Consider the following 15,252-nt stretch of genomic DNA (forward strand, 5'->3'; position numbering starts at 1 on the left):
CGCTGCGGGTTGTCAAGCAGTGCAGCGCCGGCGGACGAATGCACGAGCGTGGCGAGTGACCGGCGAACAAGTCGCGTATCGTCAGATTCGCGGCAAGGACAAGTACCCTCTTCGGATTCGCGAAGCGGATGGGGCAACTGTCGCCGGGTGGCGAAGCCCTTGTTGGGCAAACGCTGAATTCACTGCGACACGACAACGTGCGAGCGTGCTTCGCATCGATGCAAAGGACTGAGCATGATTCAAACAGGTGAGAAGCTGCCCGACGCGACGCTCTTCGAATTCGTTGAAGACGCGCGGGCGGGTTGCACGCTGGGGCCTAACAGCTTCGACGTGCGTGAGCAGACGGCGGGTAAGCGCGTGGTGATCTTCGGGTTGCCGGGTGCCTTCACGCCGACCTGTTCGGCCAAACATGTACCGGGTTACGTCGAGCACGCCGAGCAGTTGCGCGCGCTCGGTATCGACGAGATCTGGTGTGTGTCCGTCAACGACGCGTTCGTAATGGGCGCGTGGGGACGCGATCAGCACGCCTCGGGCAAGGTGCGCATGATGGCGGATGGCAGTGCGGCTTTCACGCGGGCGCTCGGTCTTGAGCAGGATTTGTCGGCGCGCGGCATGGGAATCCGTTCCCAGCGCTACGCGATGGTTGTCGACGACGGCGTGGTCAAGACGTTGAACGTCGAGGCTGCCGGCAAATTCGAAGTCAGCGATGCAGGGAGTATCCTCGCTACGTTGAGCTAGTTACGCTTGCGTTCTATGCTTTCGCCCCGAGCCTGCGCGGGTATCGCGTTGTATCAGGGCAACGGCGTATAAGACGCTTTTGTGACAGGCCGTTACGCGGGCCGATGACCGGAAACGCCTCCGTTCCGGACATCGGCCCGTCACGCTTCCCTGACGGGCGCTTAGTGGGTAATGCACCGAAACAGATTGATACGTTCCGTGCAACGACGCTTCTTAGGGTATTGGAGTATAATTCGCGCTATGGAATAAAAAGTCCCGATTGGGATTTTCAATCGAATAGAAGATCACCATGCTGAAGCAGCGCACTATCAAATCAATCGTCAAGACAGTCGGCATCGGCCTGCACTCCGGCCGCAAAGTCGAACTGACACTCCGCCCGGCGGCGGCAAACACCGGCATCGTGTTTTCGCGCGTGGATTTGCCCACGCCGGTGGATATTCCCGCGTCGGCAATGGCGATTGGCGATACGCGCCTGGCTTCCGTGTTGCAGAAAGACGGCGCGCGCGTGTCGACCATCGAGCATTTGATGTCCGCATGCGCAGGCCTCGGCATCGATAACCTTTATATCGACGTCACGGCTGAAGAAATTCCGATCATGGACGGCAGTGCGGGTTCATTCGTGTTTCTGATCCAGTCGGCTGGCATTGAAGAGCAGGGCGCAGCGAAGAAATTCATCAAGGTCACCAAGCCCGTGGAGATTCGTGACGGCGATAAGTTCGCTCGTCTCGATCCGTATTTCGGTTTCAAGCTCAAATTCACCATCGATTTCCGTCACCCGGCTGTGGATAAAACCGGCCAGGCGCTGGAAGTGGATTTCGCCAATACCTCGTATGTGCGGGAAATCGCCCGTGCGCGTACGTTCGGCTTTGCGCATGAAGTGGAAATGATGCGCGAACTCGGTTTGGCGCGCGGCGGCAGCATGGATAACGCCATCGTGCTGGACGAGTACCGCATTCTGAACAACGACGGACTGCGTTACGACGACGAATTCGTGAAGCACAAGATGCTCGACGCGATCGGCGATCTGTACGTGGTCGGCCATCCGTTGCTGGCTTCGTACACGGCGTACAAGTCGGGCCACGGTCTGAACAACGCGCTGCTGCGCGAGTTGCTTGCACACGAGGATTCGTACGAAGTCGTCACGTTCGACGACACGCAGAAGGCACCGCGCGGCTTTGCGTACGAAACGCAGACGGCGTTTGCGTAATGTGCGTAGCCGCTTCGGATGAAATTTCCGAAGCAAATGGATGAAAAATAAGCGGCCCAGATGGGCCGCTTATTTTTTGTTCAGCGATTTCTCCGATGTCGCGCCGCCATTTTCGCCAATGCTTCCTGCAGCGGCGAGGGCGCGAGCGATTCGGAGAGCGCGTGCAGCGCGTCCGCGCCGACCGGCGTCATGCGCGCCTGCTTGACGGGTGGCGGCTCCTTCAGGGGCTGCGGCCGTACGCGAATCCGCAGCGCATTGACCGGCCAGCCGCGCTGCTGCAGATCCGACAATAACCGCGGCTCAATCTGGCGCAGGCGGGCGGCCAGTGCGTTATGCCCGGCAAACAGGGCCAGCACGCCTTCCTTGATGAAGCTCGGTTCCACGCTTGTTGCCAGATAGTCCGGCAGCAGCTGGCGCAAATCCTTTTCCAGCGCCGCAATCTGCTCGACGCCCGCGCGCAGGGCCACGAACGCGTCGGTGCGATTCAGCACTTCGGCGACTGGCTGCGGGCGGCGCGCTTTGAACTGCTGGGGCGGCGGCCTTGAAAAGGACGAAAAACGGCTCATGTTTGATTGTGACGGCGTGTCGTACCCGATGTACGCTCACGCCGCGATTGTACCGCGCGGGATGCACGAGGAACCGCCTCAACGTGTACTGTCGGAGGTCGCTGCGGCGGGCGTCCTGTGCCTTGCCGCCGTCGCACTGCTGACACAGGCGCGGGCGGGGGCGCGTGCTAAAATGCCCGATTCGAATTCACTCTTGGACTAAGCCGCCGAGGCCCTTCCGACCCCGGAGCGCACGTGCACGAGAACCGCACGCGCGAACCAGCCGAAGCCGCGACGCAGACACCGATCCGATGACCACCGGTTTTCTACAGAAGATTTTTGGCAGCCGCAACCAGCGGCTAGTCAAGCAATATCAAAAGACCGTCACGGCGATCAATGCGCTCGAGCCGCAGATCGAGCAATTGACGGACGACCAACTGCGCGCCAAAACGGGTGAATTCCGCCAGCGCGTCGCGAGTGGCGAGTCGCTCGACAAGCTCCTGCCGGAGGCCTTCGCGGTATGCCGCGAGGCCAGCAAGCGGACGCTGAAAATGCGCCACTTCGACGTGCAGCTGATTGGCGGCATGGTCCTGCATTACGGCAAGATCGGCGAAATGCGCACCGGCGAAGGCAAGACCCTCGTCGCTACGCTGCCGGTGTACCTGAATGCACTGTCAGGCCGCGGCGTGCACGTCGTCACGGTCAATGACTATCTCGCCCAGCGCGACGCCGAATGGATGGCGCGTCTGTACAACTTTCTCGGTCTGTCGGTCGGCATCAATCTGTCGCAGATGGATCATGACACGAAGCAGGAAGCGTACGCCGCTGACATCACTTACGGCACCAACAACGAATTCGGCTTCGACTACCTGCGCGACAACATGGTCTACGAGACCGACGCGCGCGTGCAGCGAGCCCTGAATTTCGCGGTGGTCGACGAGGTCGACTCGATCCTGATCGACGAAGCCCGCACGCCGCTGATCATCTCCGGCCAGGCTGAAGATCACACCGAACTCTACGTGCGGATGAATGCACTGCCACCGCTGCTCGAACGCCAGATCGGCGAAGAGAAGGCAGACGGCACCGGCGTCGAAAAACCGGGCGACTACACGCTCGACGAGAAGGGCCGTCAGGTCTTCCTGACGGAATCGGGTCACGAAAAGGCCGAGCGTCTGCTCGCCGAATGGGGCCTGATCGGCGACGGCGAAAGCCTGTACGCGCCGCAGAACATCACGCTGATGCACCACGTGTACGCCGCGCTGCGCGCACACACGCTGTTCTTCAAGGATCAGCACTACGTCGTGCAGAACGGCGAAGTCGTGATCGTCGACGAATTCACCGGCCGTCTGATGTCGGGCCGCCGCTGGTCGGATGGCTTGCACCAGGCGGTTGAGGCGAAGGAACACGTCAAGATCCAGAGCGAGAACCAGACGCTCGCATCGATCACGTTCCAGAACTACTTCCGTATGTACGCGAAGCTGTCCGGCATGACCGGTACGGCCGATACCGAAGCGTACGAATTCAACGAGATTTACGGTCTCGAAACGGTCGTGATCCCGACCAACCGTCCGCCGAAGCGGATCGACAAGCAGGATCAGATCTACAAGACCGCCAAGGAGCGTTATGACGCGGTGATCCGCGACATCCGCGATTGCCATGAGCGGGGTCAGCCGGTACTGGTCGGCACGACGTCGATCGAAAACTCGGAACTGCTGTCGCATCTGCTGAAGCAGGCCGGGTTGCCGCACGAAGTGCTGAACGCCAAGCAGCACGCGCGTGAAGCCGAGATCGTCGCCGAAGCCGGCCGTCCCCAGCGTGTCACGATCGCCACGAACATGGCCGGTCGCGGTACCGATATCGTGCTCGGCGGCAACGCTGAGAAGCAGGCGTCGTTCATCGAGCAGGACGAAACGCTCGCTGAGGACGACAAGCAGCGTCGCATCCAGAAGCTGCACGACGAATGGCAAGCCCTGCACGATCAGGTGAAGGCCGCGGGCGGCCTGCACATCATCGGCACCGAACGTCATGAATCGCGCCGGATCGACAACCAGTTGCGCGGCCGTGCCGGCCGTCAGGGCGACCCGGGTTCGTCGCGCTTCTATCTGTCGCTGGAAGATCCGCTGCTGCGCATTTTCGCGGGCGATCGCGTGCGCGCGATCATGGACCGCCTGAAAATGCCGGAAGGCGAGGCGATCGAGGCGGGCATCGTGTCGCGTTCGATCGAATCGGCGCAGCGCAAGGTTGAAGCGCGCAACTTCGACGTTCGCAAGCAATTGCTCGAATACGACGATGTGTCGAACGATCAGCGCAAGGTGATCTACCAGCAGCGCAATGAATTGCTCGAAGCGAACGACATCACTGAAACCATTGGCGCCATGCGCCATGGCGTGATCGCCGATATCGTTCACCAGTTCGTGCCGGCCGGCAGCATTGAAGAGCAGTGGGACGTCCCTGAACTGGAAGAAGTGCTGCGCAACGAATGGCAGCTCGACCTCGCGGTTCAGGAAATGATCAACGAGTCGAACTCGATCAGCGCGGACGAGATTCTCGAAGCGGTAGAAGCCGCCGGGGACGAAGCGTATGAATCGAAGGTCGAACAGGTCGGCCGCGAATCGTTCAGCGCGTTCGAACGCTCGATCATGCTGCAAACGCTGGACCGCAGCTGGCGCGAACATCTGGCCGCGCTCGATCACCTGCGCCAGGGTATCCATCTGCGCGGTTACGCGCAGAAGAATCCGAAGCAGGAATACAAGCGCGAGGCGTTCGAGCTGTTCGCTGCGATGCTCGACGCCGTGAAGCTCGAAGTCACCCGCGTGGTGATGAATGTGCAGATCCAGTCGCCGGAACAGCTGGAACAGGCCGCCGAGCAGTACGAAGAGCAAGGCAGCCACCTCGAAAACGTCGAGTTCCGTCACGCCGAATTCGCCGAAGCGGCAGCAGCAGCGCCTGCCGCGGCGGAAGCGGCCACCGCCGCCATGATCGGCGAGGCGATGAGCCATGGCTCGTCGCACGCCGTCGCGTCGGACGTGAGCGCGGACAGCGTGCCGAAGGTCGGCCGCAACGACCCGTGCCCGTGCGGCAGCGGCAAGAAGTACAAGCAGTGTCACGGTAGGATTGCATAATGACGAAAGCGGCGCGCTTTAAGCGCGCCGCTTCGCTTTACACAGTGCTTTGCTGGTGATTTCGCGGTGGTTCGGCAACGCGCTCGAACCATCCGTTTCCGTTTCCATCGATGCCGGCGCCTGCCGGCATTTTCTTCGACAGGTCGCGACCATGGCTGTCAATTTCCCCTCGATCGATCCCGCTCAACTTCACCCTGTCGCCGGCGTCACGCTGGGCTGGGCGGAGGCGAATATCCGCAAACCGAACCGCAAGGACGTGCTGGTTATTTCCGTCGGCGTTGGCGCGACGGTAGGCGGCGTGTTCACGCAGAACCGCTTTTGCGCCGCACCCGTCACGGTGTGCCGTGAGAATCTGGAGCGCGTGCGTGCGGGCGGCAAGCCGATTCGCGCGCTCGTGATCAACACCGGTAATGCGAACGCGGGCACCGGCGAACCGGGCCTCGTTGCAGCTCGCGAAACCTGCGCGGAACTCGCGCGCCTCGCGGACATCGCGCCGGAGCAAGTTCTGCCGTTTTCAACGGGCGTGATTCTGGAACCGCTGCCGGTCGATCGTCTGAAGGCGGGTCTGCCGGCCGCGCTGGCGAACCGCAAGGAAGCGAACTGGTATGACGCCGCCCAGGCGATCATGACCACGGACACGCTGCCGAAAGCCGCCTCGCGCCAGGTGACGATCGACGGTCATACGGTCACGCTCACCGGCATCAGCAAGGGCGCCGGCATGATCAAGCCGAACATGGCGACCATGCTCGGTTTCCTCGCGTTCGACGCCGCCGTCGCACAGCCCGTGCTCGACGCGCTGGTCAAGCACGTGGCGGACCGTTCGTTCAACTGCATCACGATCGATGGCGATACGTCGACCAACGATTCTTTCATCCTGATCGCGTCGGGCAAATCGAGCCTGCCGGCGATCACGTCCACCGATTCGCCCGCTTACACAGCGCTGCGCGACGCAGTGACCGAAGTCGCACAAAGCCTGGCGCAATTGATCGTGCGCGACGGCGAAGGCGCGACCAAATTCATGACCGTGCATGTCGAAGGCGGCTCGAGCGTCGGCGAATGCCGCCAGATCGCCTACGCGATCGGCCACTCGCCCCTCGTGAAGACGGCCTTCTATGCATCGGACCCGAATCTCGGCCGCATTCTCGCGGCCATTGGCTATGCCGGCGTGGACGATCTCGACGTCGGCAAGATCGACCTGTATCTGGACGACGTGCTGGTTGCCACTTCCGGCGGCCGCAATCCGGCCTATCGTGAGGAAGACGGCCAGCGCGTCATGAAAAAGAGCGAGATCGGCATTCGTGTCGTGCTCGGCCGCGGCAATGCGCAAGCCACGATCTGGACTTGCGATCTGTCGCACGACTACGTGAGCATCAACGCCGACTATCGTTCGTAACCAGGTTCATTACGCGGCGCTTTGGCCGCTTATTTCACCGCCATGGATAAACTCGAACAGTTTTTGACCCGGGCCGAAGCCGTCCTCGTCCGCCTCGAAGCAATGCTTCCGCCCGCCGAACCGGTGATCGACTGGTCGGCGGCGGTTGCCTTTCGCTGGCGCAAGCGGCAGGGGCGCGGCTATCTGCAGCCAGTGCACGCCATTTCGTCGATCACGCTCGACGACCTGCAAAACATCGATCGCCAGAAAGGGTTGATCGAGCAGAACACGCGCCAGTTCGTGCATAAGCAGCCGGCCAACAACGTGTTGCTGACGGGCGCGCGCGGCACGGGCAAGTCGTCGCTGATCAAGGCTTGCCTGAACGCCTATGCGAAAGACGGCCTGCGTCTGATCGAAGTGGACAAAGACGATTTGCACGATCTGGGCGACATCGTCGATCTGATCGCGCAACGGCCGGAGCGCTTTGTGGTGTTCTGCGACGACCTCTCGTTCGAAGACGGCGAGTCGGGCTATAAGGCGCTGAAGGTCGCGCTGGATGGCTCGATCGCGGCGCAGTCAGACAACGTGTTGATTTACGCAACGTCGAATCGTCGCCATCTGTTGCCCGAATACATGAGCGACAACGAGACGTACAAGCACACTTCCGACGGCGAGATTCATCCGGGCGAACTGGTCGAAGAAAAGATCTCACTGTCCGAGCGCTTCGGGCTATGGGTCAGCTTCTACCCGTTCAAGCAGGACGACTACCTGTCGATCATCGGCCACTGGCTGCGCTATTTCGGCTGCGACGACGCGGAAGTCGAAGCGGCGCGTGGTGATGCGCTGGTGTGGGCGTTGGAGCGCGGTTCGCGTTCGGGACGCGTCGCGTGGCAATTCGCTCGCGACTGGTCTGGCCGGAAGGCCCCGGCATGAGCGACGCGCTGAAGAACACGGCTGGCCGCCCGGTGACCGAGGTGGCCGTCGGCGTGCTGATTCAACCGGACGGACACTATCTGCTGGCGCAGCGCCCGGCCGGCAAGCCCTACGAAGGGTACTGGGAGTTTCCGGGCGGCAAGCTGGAAGCGGGCGAGTCGGTCGAGGCCGCACTAGCCCGTGAGTTGCACGAGGAACTGGGTATCGACGTCAAGTCGAGCCATCTTTGGCACACGCTCGAGCACGATTACCCACATGCCTATGTGCGGCTGTTCTTCTGCAAGGTGACGGAGTGGGCCGGCGAGCCGCATGGCCGCGAAGGCCAGGCATTTGTCTGGCAGACGCTGCCGGCGGATGTCTCGCCGTTGTTGCCGGCGACCATCCCCGTGCTGGAATGGCTCGCGGCTGAGAAAAATTAGAAAAATGGTGCGCGGTTGCCGACGGTGCTGCGTGAGCAGCGTCGTCCCGCGCGACTGCGGCGCACTGCTGCGTGCGTCTGCAGCCGCCGCATTCAATGCGGGTTGTAATCCTCTCCAGGCGATTCATCCGACGGCGTTTCCTGATCAGTGCCGCCTATCTTGTACTTCTCAGCGGCCCAGGCGCCGAGGTCGATCTGCTTACAGCGATCGGAGCAGAACGGGCGGAAGCGGTTTTCAGGGGTCCAGCGGACATCCTTGCCGCAAGTGGGGCATTTGACGACGGTAGGCATACGGTCAGGCAGGCGATCGGAAACGGAACAAGTAATGAATATAGGGGCATTTTTCGCCGCTTTAAAGGCGTTGCCCCGTGCTTCAGTTCTACGACTGTGAGGTGGCTCTTACAGGCTGCACAACGTAAGTTGGAACGGTACGTCGACATCCACCGCGCGCGGACGCAGATCGCCGTCCTGCACCGTGAATCGCACCCAGAGCATGTACTTGTTAGCGCTGGCCTCTGGAATTACCCGCAATTCAGGCGCCACCCGTACCTGCATCAACTGGTATGAACGGCCTGACAGCATTTGCTGATAGCTGCCCTGCATTGCCATGACCTTGGACGCCTGGCCCGATTCGCGCGCGAGGCGCAGCACGATCGTTGCCGCATCGCGCAACGGCAATAGCGGTGTGACCCATTTGGCGATGTCCTGCCGGCGCTGATCGGGATGAATCTGCTGCCATGCGTAGTACGAAGGCAAATCGAACTTGCAGGTGCCGCCCGGGATGATCGCGCGGCTGCGGATACTGGCGAGCCACTCGTTGTCGGCCAGATGCTGGCCGGTCTTGCCCTGCATCTGTGAAAGCCCCGACAAGGTTTGCTCGATTTCTCCCAGCACCGCCTCCAGCGCGTTCTGCTCGATACCCGGATTGCCCCGGAACGGCGCCAGTGTTTGCCTTTGGCGCTCGAGCTCCTTCATCAGGTCGGACTTCAGATCCGCGCGACCCGCAACCTCAGAGATTTCGAACAACGTGGTCAGTGCGACGTGATGTTCCCTGGCGTCTTCCTGGGTCAGGAAGAACGTGAAGCGCTCGAACAGATCTTCGAGGCGCAATAGCGTCCGGATTCGCTCGTTGAAGGGATACTCGTAAAGGATCAAGCGGGCTCGCCTCGGGCGTGGTCGGTGACGGGAATGCAGAACATTCTAATGCCGTGAGACTACCCTAGCAATCACGCACTTTTTCAGGGCACTTTTGCAACTTTTTTCACGTGTTTCGAGCGGTTTTTGCGCGTGCTTCGGTCCGCGGATTCTCATGTGCCCGCTAGCGACAGATAGGCACGATGTTGCGCATCGACTTGCGCCGTGAGCGCTTCGAGCGGCGCGTTGTCGTTGTCGATGACGTCGTCGGCTGCGGCGAGGCGGGCTTCACGCGTCGCCTGACGGGCGATGATTGCCAGCACCTGTTCGCGGCTGAACCCGTTGCGACTCATCACGCGCGAAATTTGTGTCTCGACGCTGCAATCGACCGTCAGCACACGATTCACGCGCGTTTTCCAGCTACCCGACTCCACCAGCAGCGGTACCACGATGATGACGTACGGCCCGTGCGCCTCACGCTGCTCTCGCTCTGTCTCCGCACGAATCAGTGGATGCGTGATGCTTTCGAGGCGTTTGCGCGCGCCGTCGTCGCTGAACACCAGCGTGCGCATGCGGACGCGGTCGAGCGAGCCGTCTGCCGCAACGAACGAATCACCGAACTCCGCGGCGATCTGCGGCATCGCAATGCCATGCGGCGCTGTGATGCGGTGCGCAATCAGGTCCGTGTCGACAAGCGGCACACCGCGCGCGGCGAACAGGTCGGCCACGGTCGATTTGCCGCTGCCGATGCCACCGGTCAATCCCACAGCAAACATGCTTCAGCCTCCCAACGCCAGATACAGCGGTGTGCCGAGAAATAGCGTAACAGCACCGCCCGCTGCGAGGAATGGCCCGAACGGCAGCGGCTCTTCGAAGCGCATGCGGCCGCGCCACGTCGCCAGGAGACCGACCACCGCGCCGGCGACCGCTGCGATCAGTACGATCTGCGGTAGTGCCGCCCAGCCGAGCCATGCGCCGAGCGCGGCCAGCAGTTTGAAATCGCCATAACCCATGCCTTCAATGCCGCGTACCAGCCGGAACAGCCAATGTACGGCCCACAGCACCAGATAGCCGAAGATGGCGCCCAGCACGGCATCGTGGAGGCTCGCGAACATGCCGTTGAAGTTCACGATCAGGCCGGCCCACAGGAGCGGCAGCGTCATGGAGTCGGGCAGCAGATGGGTGTCGATGTCGATCGCGCTCATGGCGAGCAGTGCGGCGCATAGTCCGAAGGCGGCGAGGGCCATGCCGGTCGGCCCGTACAGCGCGAGCGCCCCTGCCGCAAAGGCGGCGCTGGCGATTTCGAGCAGCGGGTAGCGCACGCTGATACGTGTCTTGCACGCGGAGCAGCGGCCGCGCAGGAGCAGATAGCTCAGCACCGGCAGGTTTTCCCACGCGCTCAGCACGTGGCCGCAGTGAGGGCAGGCGCTACGCGGCGCCCACAGGTTGTAGCGGGCGGGCAAGCCGTCGTTTTCAAGCGGTTGTTCGGTGGCCTCGCTGACCTCCTCACGCCACGCACGTTCCAGCATGATCGGCACGCGATGCACGACCACGTTCAGGAAGCTGCCGATCACCAGGCCGAAAACAACCGCGAATGCGATCTGCAGGCTGCCGGGCAAGCTGCCGAACGCGAGCCCAAGACCGGTTTCGACGTGGCCGGGCAGCAGACCCGACAGCAGGCTGGAGGAGGTATCTGACACGAGCGGAATGGTGGCCTGCATAGTTAAAGGGTGAGATTCGGCTGCGATGCTACACCACGTTGCCGAGTTGAATAATGGGAAGATACATCGCGATCACCAGGCCGCCGACCAGCGTGCCCAGCACGATGATGACAAGCGGCTCGCACAAGCTCGAGAGCGTGCCGATCTTTTCGTCTACCTGACGATCGGCGAGCGACGCTATGTCGATCAGCATCGCGTCGAGCGCGCCGGACTCCTCGGCAACGGCAACCGGCTGGACGACCTCGGGTGGAAAACAGTGCGCGGCGCGCATTGCTGCGGCGAGCCGCTCGCCACGCCGCAGCCGGGTGGCAATCTCCACGGTGGCGCGGTCGAAGAAAGCGTTGCCAGTGGCGTGGGTCAGTGAATCGAACGCGTCCGCGAGCGGTGTGCCTGCCGACAGCAAGGTGCCGAGCGCGCGGCTCCAACGCGCCGCGCATAAGGTGCGCAGCAATGGACCGGCGACCGGCATTGTCAGCGATATACGCGCGAACCGGATGCGCGCTGCTTCGGAACGTCGTAGCAGAAATGTCACAGCCGAGCTCGCTGAGAAGGTCATTACAGCCAGAGGAATGCTCCATTGCGCGGCTCCGGCGGACAAAGCCAGTACGAACCGCGTCGGTGCGGGCAGCTTCGCCCCGAAGCCGTCGAAAATCTGTTTGAAAGTGGGGACAACCCAGATCAGCAATGCCGCGGTAATGGCAATCGCAAGCAACAGGATCGCGACTGGATAGGTCAGCGCTGCGCGCACCTTGGCACGCTGCGCAGCGGCGCGTTCGCGGTCGTCGGCGAGTCGGGCGAGGACCGTCGGCAATGCGCCGGCCGCTTCGCCAACCTCGACGAGCTGGCAGTACAGCGCATTGAATTGCGCAGGATGCCGCTGCAATGCCGCCGAAAAACGCAGGCCGCTGGTGATATCACGCGCCAGCACGCCGACGATTCGCGGCATGCCGGGTCGGCGCGAACTCTGCGCTTGAGCGAGAAGATCGAGCGCGGGTGCAAGCGGCAAGCCGGCGCGCAGCAGACTGGCAAGCTGGCGGGTGAATATCGTCACGTCGATGGTGCGGGTTTTGGGGCGTGGCGCCGGCCCGCGGGACGCCAGTTCGATGATGAACAGATTGTCGCGCTTGAGGATTGCTCGCGCGGCGCCGGGATCCGGCGCGATGAGCGCGCCTTTCTTAAGCACGCCGTCGACGTCGACGCCGCGCCATCTGAAGCGCAAATCGGTTGCTGCTGATTGAGGCGGTGTGGAGGGGTTCATGTGACCTCGGTTGCGGCAAGCGCTTCGGCAAGGCTCGTCGTGCCGTCGCGCACACGCGCCAAGGCCGCATCGCGCAAGGTGGCGACCTGTTCAGTTTGCGCGAGCCGGGCCAGTTCATGGGTGCCTGTGCGTGCCACGATCAACTCGCGCATCGCATCGGAGACGGGCATCACCTGGTGAACCCCGACGCGCCCGCGGTAGCCGATGCCGTGGCACGCTGCACATCCGGTGGCGCCGAATGGATGCCAGCCGCGGAGGTGAGCGTCGGCAAAGCCTGCTGCTCGCAGCGCTGCCGCCGATTGGGGCGCTGGTGCGCGGCATGCCACGCAGAGCCGCCGCACCAGCCGTTGTGCCGTCACCATCCTTAGCGCGGCGGCGAGGTTGTACGGCTCCACGCCGATATCGATCAGGCGCGCGACGGCGGCAGGTGCGTCGTTCGTGTGTAAAGTCGAAAGGACGAGGTGGCCTGTTTGCGCGGCTTTAACGGCAACGTCGGCGGTCTCGTCGTCGCGGATTTCGCCAACCATGATCACATCGGGGTCCTGACGGAGAAATGCACGCAGCGCCACGGCGAAGGTCAGGCCGGCCTTTTCGCGCACACTCACCTGGTTGATCCCCGCCAATTGAATTTCCGCGGGATCTTCCACCGAGCACAGATTGCGCGCCTCGTCGTTGAGCATGTGAAGGAAGCAGTACAGCGATAGCGTCTTGCCGCTACCGGTGGGCCCGGTGACCAGCACCAGGCCGTGCGGCGCACGAATCGCGGCATTGACTGCAACACGCTGTTGTGGATCCAGGCCGAGCGAGTCGAGAGAAAGATCGGTGGGCAACGCGTCGAGCCTGCGCAAGACCAGCTTCTCGCCGAACAGGGTAGGCAGCGAGTTGACGCGATAGTCTTCGACACGGCCGGGCGACGTCGCAATTCGCAGCCGGCCGTCTTGCGGCACGCGCCGCTCGGCGATATCCATGCGCGCCAGCACCTTCACGCGCGTGATGAATGCGTCGCGCAGATGTGCGGGGGGCCGAGGAATTTCATGCAGTACGCCGTCGATGCGCAAACGCACGCGCCAGCCATGCTCCTCCGGTTCGATGTGCAGGTCCGACGCATTGCGGCGGGTTGCCTCCAGCAACGTGTCGGTCAGCAGGCGTACGGCCGGGGTGTTGTCGGAATCGGTCAGACTCGAGTTGAGGTTGGCACTGACACTGGTGTCGGCCGTAAAGGCGTTGTGCCTCGGTTTGGGCGAGCTTTCGCCGTCGACGGCGACCGGCCGCAACGACGCCGCGCGTTGAAAAGAATCTTGCATGAGAAACCGGTGATGAGCCGCCTGTAGAACACGACGGTTCCATCATCCGGTCAGTGCGCCGACACCGCCATTCAGCCAATCGGCTAATGGCGCGCGCTGCGCCCTTGTGCGATGCTTCGGCGTGCAGGGCCTAGCCGCGCGCAGTCTTGACGGCTTTCGCGCCCGCGCGAGTCGGCGGTTTGAACAGTTTGACAGTGCGAATCGCCTGGTCGTCGCTGCGCATCACTTCGAGTTTCACCTCGCCGATCTGCACGCACACGTCGCCATCGGGAATCTCTTCGAGTATTTCGAGAATCAACCCGTTGAGCGTTTTCGGTCCGTCGGTCGGCAGCGCGAGATGCAGCCAGCGGTTCAGTTCGCGCAGCGGCATGCTGCCCGCGACGATGCATTCTCCCTTCTCGTTCCAGCCGCCGCGCGAATTGGCGCCACGCGGAATCGACGTGGTGAATTCACCGATCAGCTCTTCGATGATGTCTTCCGGCGTGACCAGCCCTTGCAATTCGCCGTATTCGTTCACGACTAGCGCCGTGCGGTGACGGCTTTCCTGGAAGTACTGCAGTTGCTGGAACACCGGCGTACCGGTCGGCACGAAATACGGCTCGGCCAGCAACTCTCGCAACGTCTCGCGCTCCAGCTCCTGGTTGTGCAGCGCAGCCAGTGTTTTGCGCACGTGCAGCACGCCGAGCACGCGGTCGATGTCGCCTTGATAGACGATCAGCTTGTTGTGATAACAGGTTTCCAGCTGATGCAGGATCTGTTCGAACGGCGCGTCGAAGTCGAGCGCTTCAATGCGGCGGCGCGGGATCATCACGTCGTCGACGGAAATATTTTCGAGGTCGAACAGATTCAGCAGAATGCTGCGGTGCTTGGTCGGCATGAAGCTGCCCGATTCGAGCACGATGGTGCGCAACTCTTCGGTGGAAAGCCGCTGATCGTGCGCGCCTTTGGTATTGATATGCAGGACGCGCAAGATCGTGTTCGCGAACAGATTGACGAACCAGACGAGCGGCTTGCCGACTCGCATCATCGGTGCGATCAAGAGGCTGGCCGGCAGCGCGATCTTCTCCGGGAACGTCGCGCCGACAATCTTCGGCGTGATTTCTGCGAAAACGATGATCAGAAACGCGACGATACCTGTCGCGATCGACAGCACGACGTTGTTACGGCCGAAGGTATGCAGCGCGATCGAGGTGGTGAGTACCGGGATGATCGTGTTGAACAGATTGTTGCCGATCAGGACCACGCTCAGCAGCTGGTCGGTATGCGCCAGCAGCCCCTGAGTGGTCTTCGCGCCGAGCGCGTTCTGGTTGGCGAGGTGTTTCAGGCGATGGCGGTTGATCGCCATCATCGCCGTTTCGGAAATCGAAAAGAAGCTGGAGCAGATAAGCAGCAGAAAGACGGCGCCGATCTGCGCCCATAAGGGAAGTTGTTCCACGCGTTGTGAAAGTAGGGGACGGGATGGAGAGAATATAGCAGAGCAGGCTGGGCGAGCCGCCGCGC

14 protein-coding genes are annotated in these 15,252 nt (G+C 62.2%); 6 read left to right on the forward strand and 8 right to left on the reverse strand.

The annotated features are described in order from the left end of the window. Positions 1 to 234: 234 nt before the first annotated feature. Positions 235 to 738, forward strand: a complete 504-nt coding sequence (locus KHO23_RS19775; protein ID WP_074282120.1) for a peroxiredoxin — start codon at positions 235 to 237, stop codon at positions 736 to 738. Between the two features lie 289 nt (positions 739 to 1,027). Next, positions 1,028 to 1,945, forward strand: coding sequence for a UDP-3-O-acyl-N-acetylglucosamine deacetylase (gene lpxC / locus KHO23_RS19780; protein ID WP_211612952.1), 918 nt, complete (start codon positions 1,028 to 1,030; stop codon positions 1,943 to 1,945). 80 nt (positions 1,946 to 2,025) lie between these two features. Here the strand turns inward: lpxC and KHO23_RS19785 are convergent, their stop codons facing one another. Beyond that, complete coding sequence (locus KHO23_RS19785; protein ID WP_211612953.1) at positions 2,026 to 2,511, reverse strand: DciA family protein; 486 nt, start codon at positions 2,509 to 2,511, stop codon at positions 2,026 to 2,028. 290 nt (positions 2,512 to 2,801) lie between these two features. Between KHO23_RS19785 and secA the strand changes: the two genes are divergently transcribed. The 4 genes from secA to KHO23_RS19805 all read left to right on the forward strand — a co-directional run bounded on the left by secA (position 2,802) and on the right by KHO23_RS19805 (position 8,336). After that, positions 2,802 to 5,612: a preprotein translocase subunit SecA gene (gene secA / locus KHO23_RS19790; RefSeq protein WP_211612954.1), complete on the forward strand. Its 2,811-nt coding sequence runs from the start codon at positions 2,802 to 2,804 to the stop codon at positions 5,610 to 5,612. Positions 5,613 to 5,763: 151 nt separating this feature from the next. Continuing rightward, on the forward strand, positions 5,764 to 7,005 hold the full coding sequence (gene argJ / locus KHO23_RS19795) for a bifunctional glutamate N-acetyltransferase/amino-acid acetyltransferase ArgJ (RefSeq protein ID WP_211612955.1): 1,242 nt from the start codon (positions 5,764 to 5,766) through the stop codon (positions 7,003 to 7,005). Positions 7,006 to 7,047: 42 nt separating this feature from the next. Further along, on the forward strand, positions 7,048 to 7,917 hold the full coding sequence (locus KHO23_RS19800) for an ATP-binding protein (RefSeq protein WP_211612956.1): 870 nt from the start codon (positions 7,048 to 7,050) through the stop codon (positions 7,915 to 7,917). After that, positions 7,914 to 8,336 (forward strand): NUDIX domain-containing protein, encoded by a 423-nt coding sequence (locus KHO23_RS19805; RefSeq protein WP_211612957.1) that lies wholly within the window; start codon positions 7,914 to 7,916, stop codon positions 8,334 to 8,336. Before KHO23_RS19800 ends, KHO23_RS19805 begins: the two co-directional genes overlap by 4 nt. 92 nt (positions 8,337 to 8,428) lie before the next feature. Here KHO23_RS19805 and yacG read toward each other — a convergent pair whose 3' ends face one another. The 7 genes from yacG to KHO23_RS19840 all read right to left on the reverse strand — a co-directional run bounded on the left by yacG (position 8,429) and on the right by KHO23_RS19840 (position 15,187). Further along, positions 8,429 to 8,626, reverse strand: coding sequence for a DNA gyrase inhibitor YacG (gene yacG, locus KHO23_RS19810; RefSeq protein WP_211612958.1), 198 nt, complete (start codon positions 8,624 to 8,626; stop codon positions 8,429 to 8,431). Between the two features lie 108 nt (positions 8,627 to 8,734). Then, entirely contained in the window at positions 8,735 to 9,490 is a 756-nt protein-coding gene (gene zapD, locus KHO23_RS19815) for a cell division protein ZapD (protein WP_030100922.1), read from the reverse strand. A gap of 152 nt (positions 9,491 to 9,642) precedes the next feature. Then, positions 9,643 to 10,245: a dephospho-CoA kinase gene (gene coaE, locus KHO23_RS19820; RefSeq protein ID WP_211612959.1), complete on the reverse strand. Its 603-nt coding sequence runs from the start codon at positions 10,243 to 10,245 to the stop codon at positions 9,643 to 9,645. Positions 10,246 to 10,248: 3 nt separating this feature from the next. Next, positions 10,249 to 11,190: a prepilin peptidase gene (locus KHO23_RS19825; RefSeq protein WP_211612960.1), complete on the reverse strand. Its 942-nt coding sequence runs from the start codon at positions 11,188 to 11,190 to the stop codon at positions 10,249 to 10,251. A 28-nt stretch (positions 11,191 to 11,218) separates the two neighbouring features. Further along, positions 11,219 to 12,448: a type II secretion system F family protein gene (locus KHO23_RS19830; RefSeq protein WP_211612961.1), complete on the reverse strand. Its 1,230-nt coding sequence runs from the start codon at positions 12,446 to 12,448 to the stop codon at positions 11,219 to 11,221. After that, positions 12,445 to 13,752: a GspE/PulE family protein gene (locus KHO23_RS19835; protein ID WP_211612962.1), complete on the reverse strand. Its 1,308-nt coding sequence runs from the start codon at positions 13,750 to 13,752 to the stop codon at positions 12,445 to 12,447. The genes KHO23_RS19830 and KHO23_RS19835 overlap by 4 nt, the downstream gene beginning before the upstream one ends. Before the next feature lie 130 nt (positions 13,753 to 13,882). Continuing rightward, positions 13,883 to 15,187: an HlyC/CorC family transporter gene (locus tag KHO23_RS19840; protein WP_211612963.1), complete on the reverse strand. Its 1,305-nt coding sequence runs from the start codon at positions 15,185 to 15,187 to the stop codon at positions 13,883 to 13,885. Positions 15,188 to 15,252 lie beyond the last annotated feature (65 nt).

Source organism: Paraburkholderia haematera (genome assembly GCF_905220975.1).
GTDB classification, from domain to species: domain Bacteria; phylum Pseudomonadota; class Gammaproteobacteria; order Burkholderiales; family Burkholderiaceae; genus Paraburkholderia; species Paraburkholderia haematera.

Coding starts and splice junctions, on each gene's coding strand:
- KHO23_RS19775 (WP_074282120.1), top strand. CDS start 235: ATGATTCAAACAGGTGAGAAGCTGCCCGACGCGACGCTCTTCGAATTC.
- lpxC (WP_211612952.1), top strand. CDS start 1,028: ATGCTGAAGCAGCGCACTATCAAATCAATCGTCAAGACAGTCGGCATC.
- KHO23_RS19785 (WP_211612953.1), bottom strand. CDS start 2,511: ATGAGCCGTTTTTCGTCCTTTTCAAGGCCGCCGCCCCAGCAGTTCAAA.
- secA (WP_211612954.1), top strand. CDS start 2,802: ATGACCACCGGTTTTCTACAGAAGATTTTTGGCAGCCGCAACCAGCGG.
- argJ (WP_211612955.1), top strand. CDS start 5,764: ATGGCTGTCAATTTCCCCTCGATCGATCCCGCTCAACTTCACCCTGTC.
- KHO23_RS19800 (WP_211612956.1), top strand. CDS start 7,048: ATGGATAAACTCGAACAGTTTTTGACCCGGGCCGAAGCCGTCCTCGTC.
- KHO23_RS19805 (WP_211612957.1), top strand. CDS start 7,914: ATGAGCGACGCGCTGAAGAACACGGCTGGCCGCCCGGTGACCGAGGTG.
- yacG (WP_211612958.1), bottom strand. CDS start 8,626: ATGCCTACCGTCGTCAAATGCCCCACTTGCGGCAAGGATGTCCGCTGG.
- coaE (WP_211612959.1), bottom strand. CDS start 10,245: ATGTTTGCTGTGGGATTGACCGGTGGCATCGGCAGCGGCAAATCGACC.
- KHO23_RS19825 (WP_211612960.1), bottom strand. CDS start 11,190: ATGCAGGCCACCATTCCGCTCGTGTCAGATACCTCCTCCAGCCTGCTG.
- KHO23_RS19830 (WP_211612961.1), bottom strand. CDS start 12,448: ATGAACCCCTCCACACCGCCTCAATCAGCAGCAACCGATTTGCGCTTC.
- KHO23_RS19835 (WP_211612962.1), bottom strand. CDS start 13,752: ATGCAAGATTCTTTTCAACGCGCGGCGTCGTTGCGGCCGGTCGCCGTC.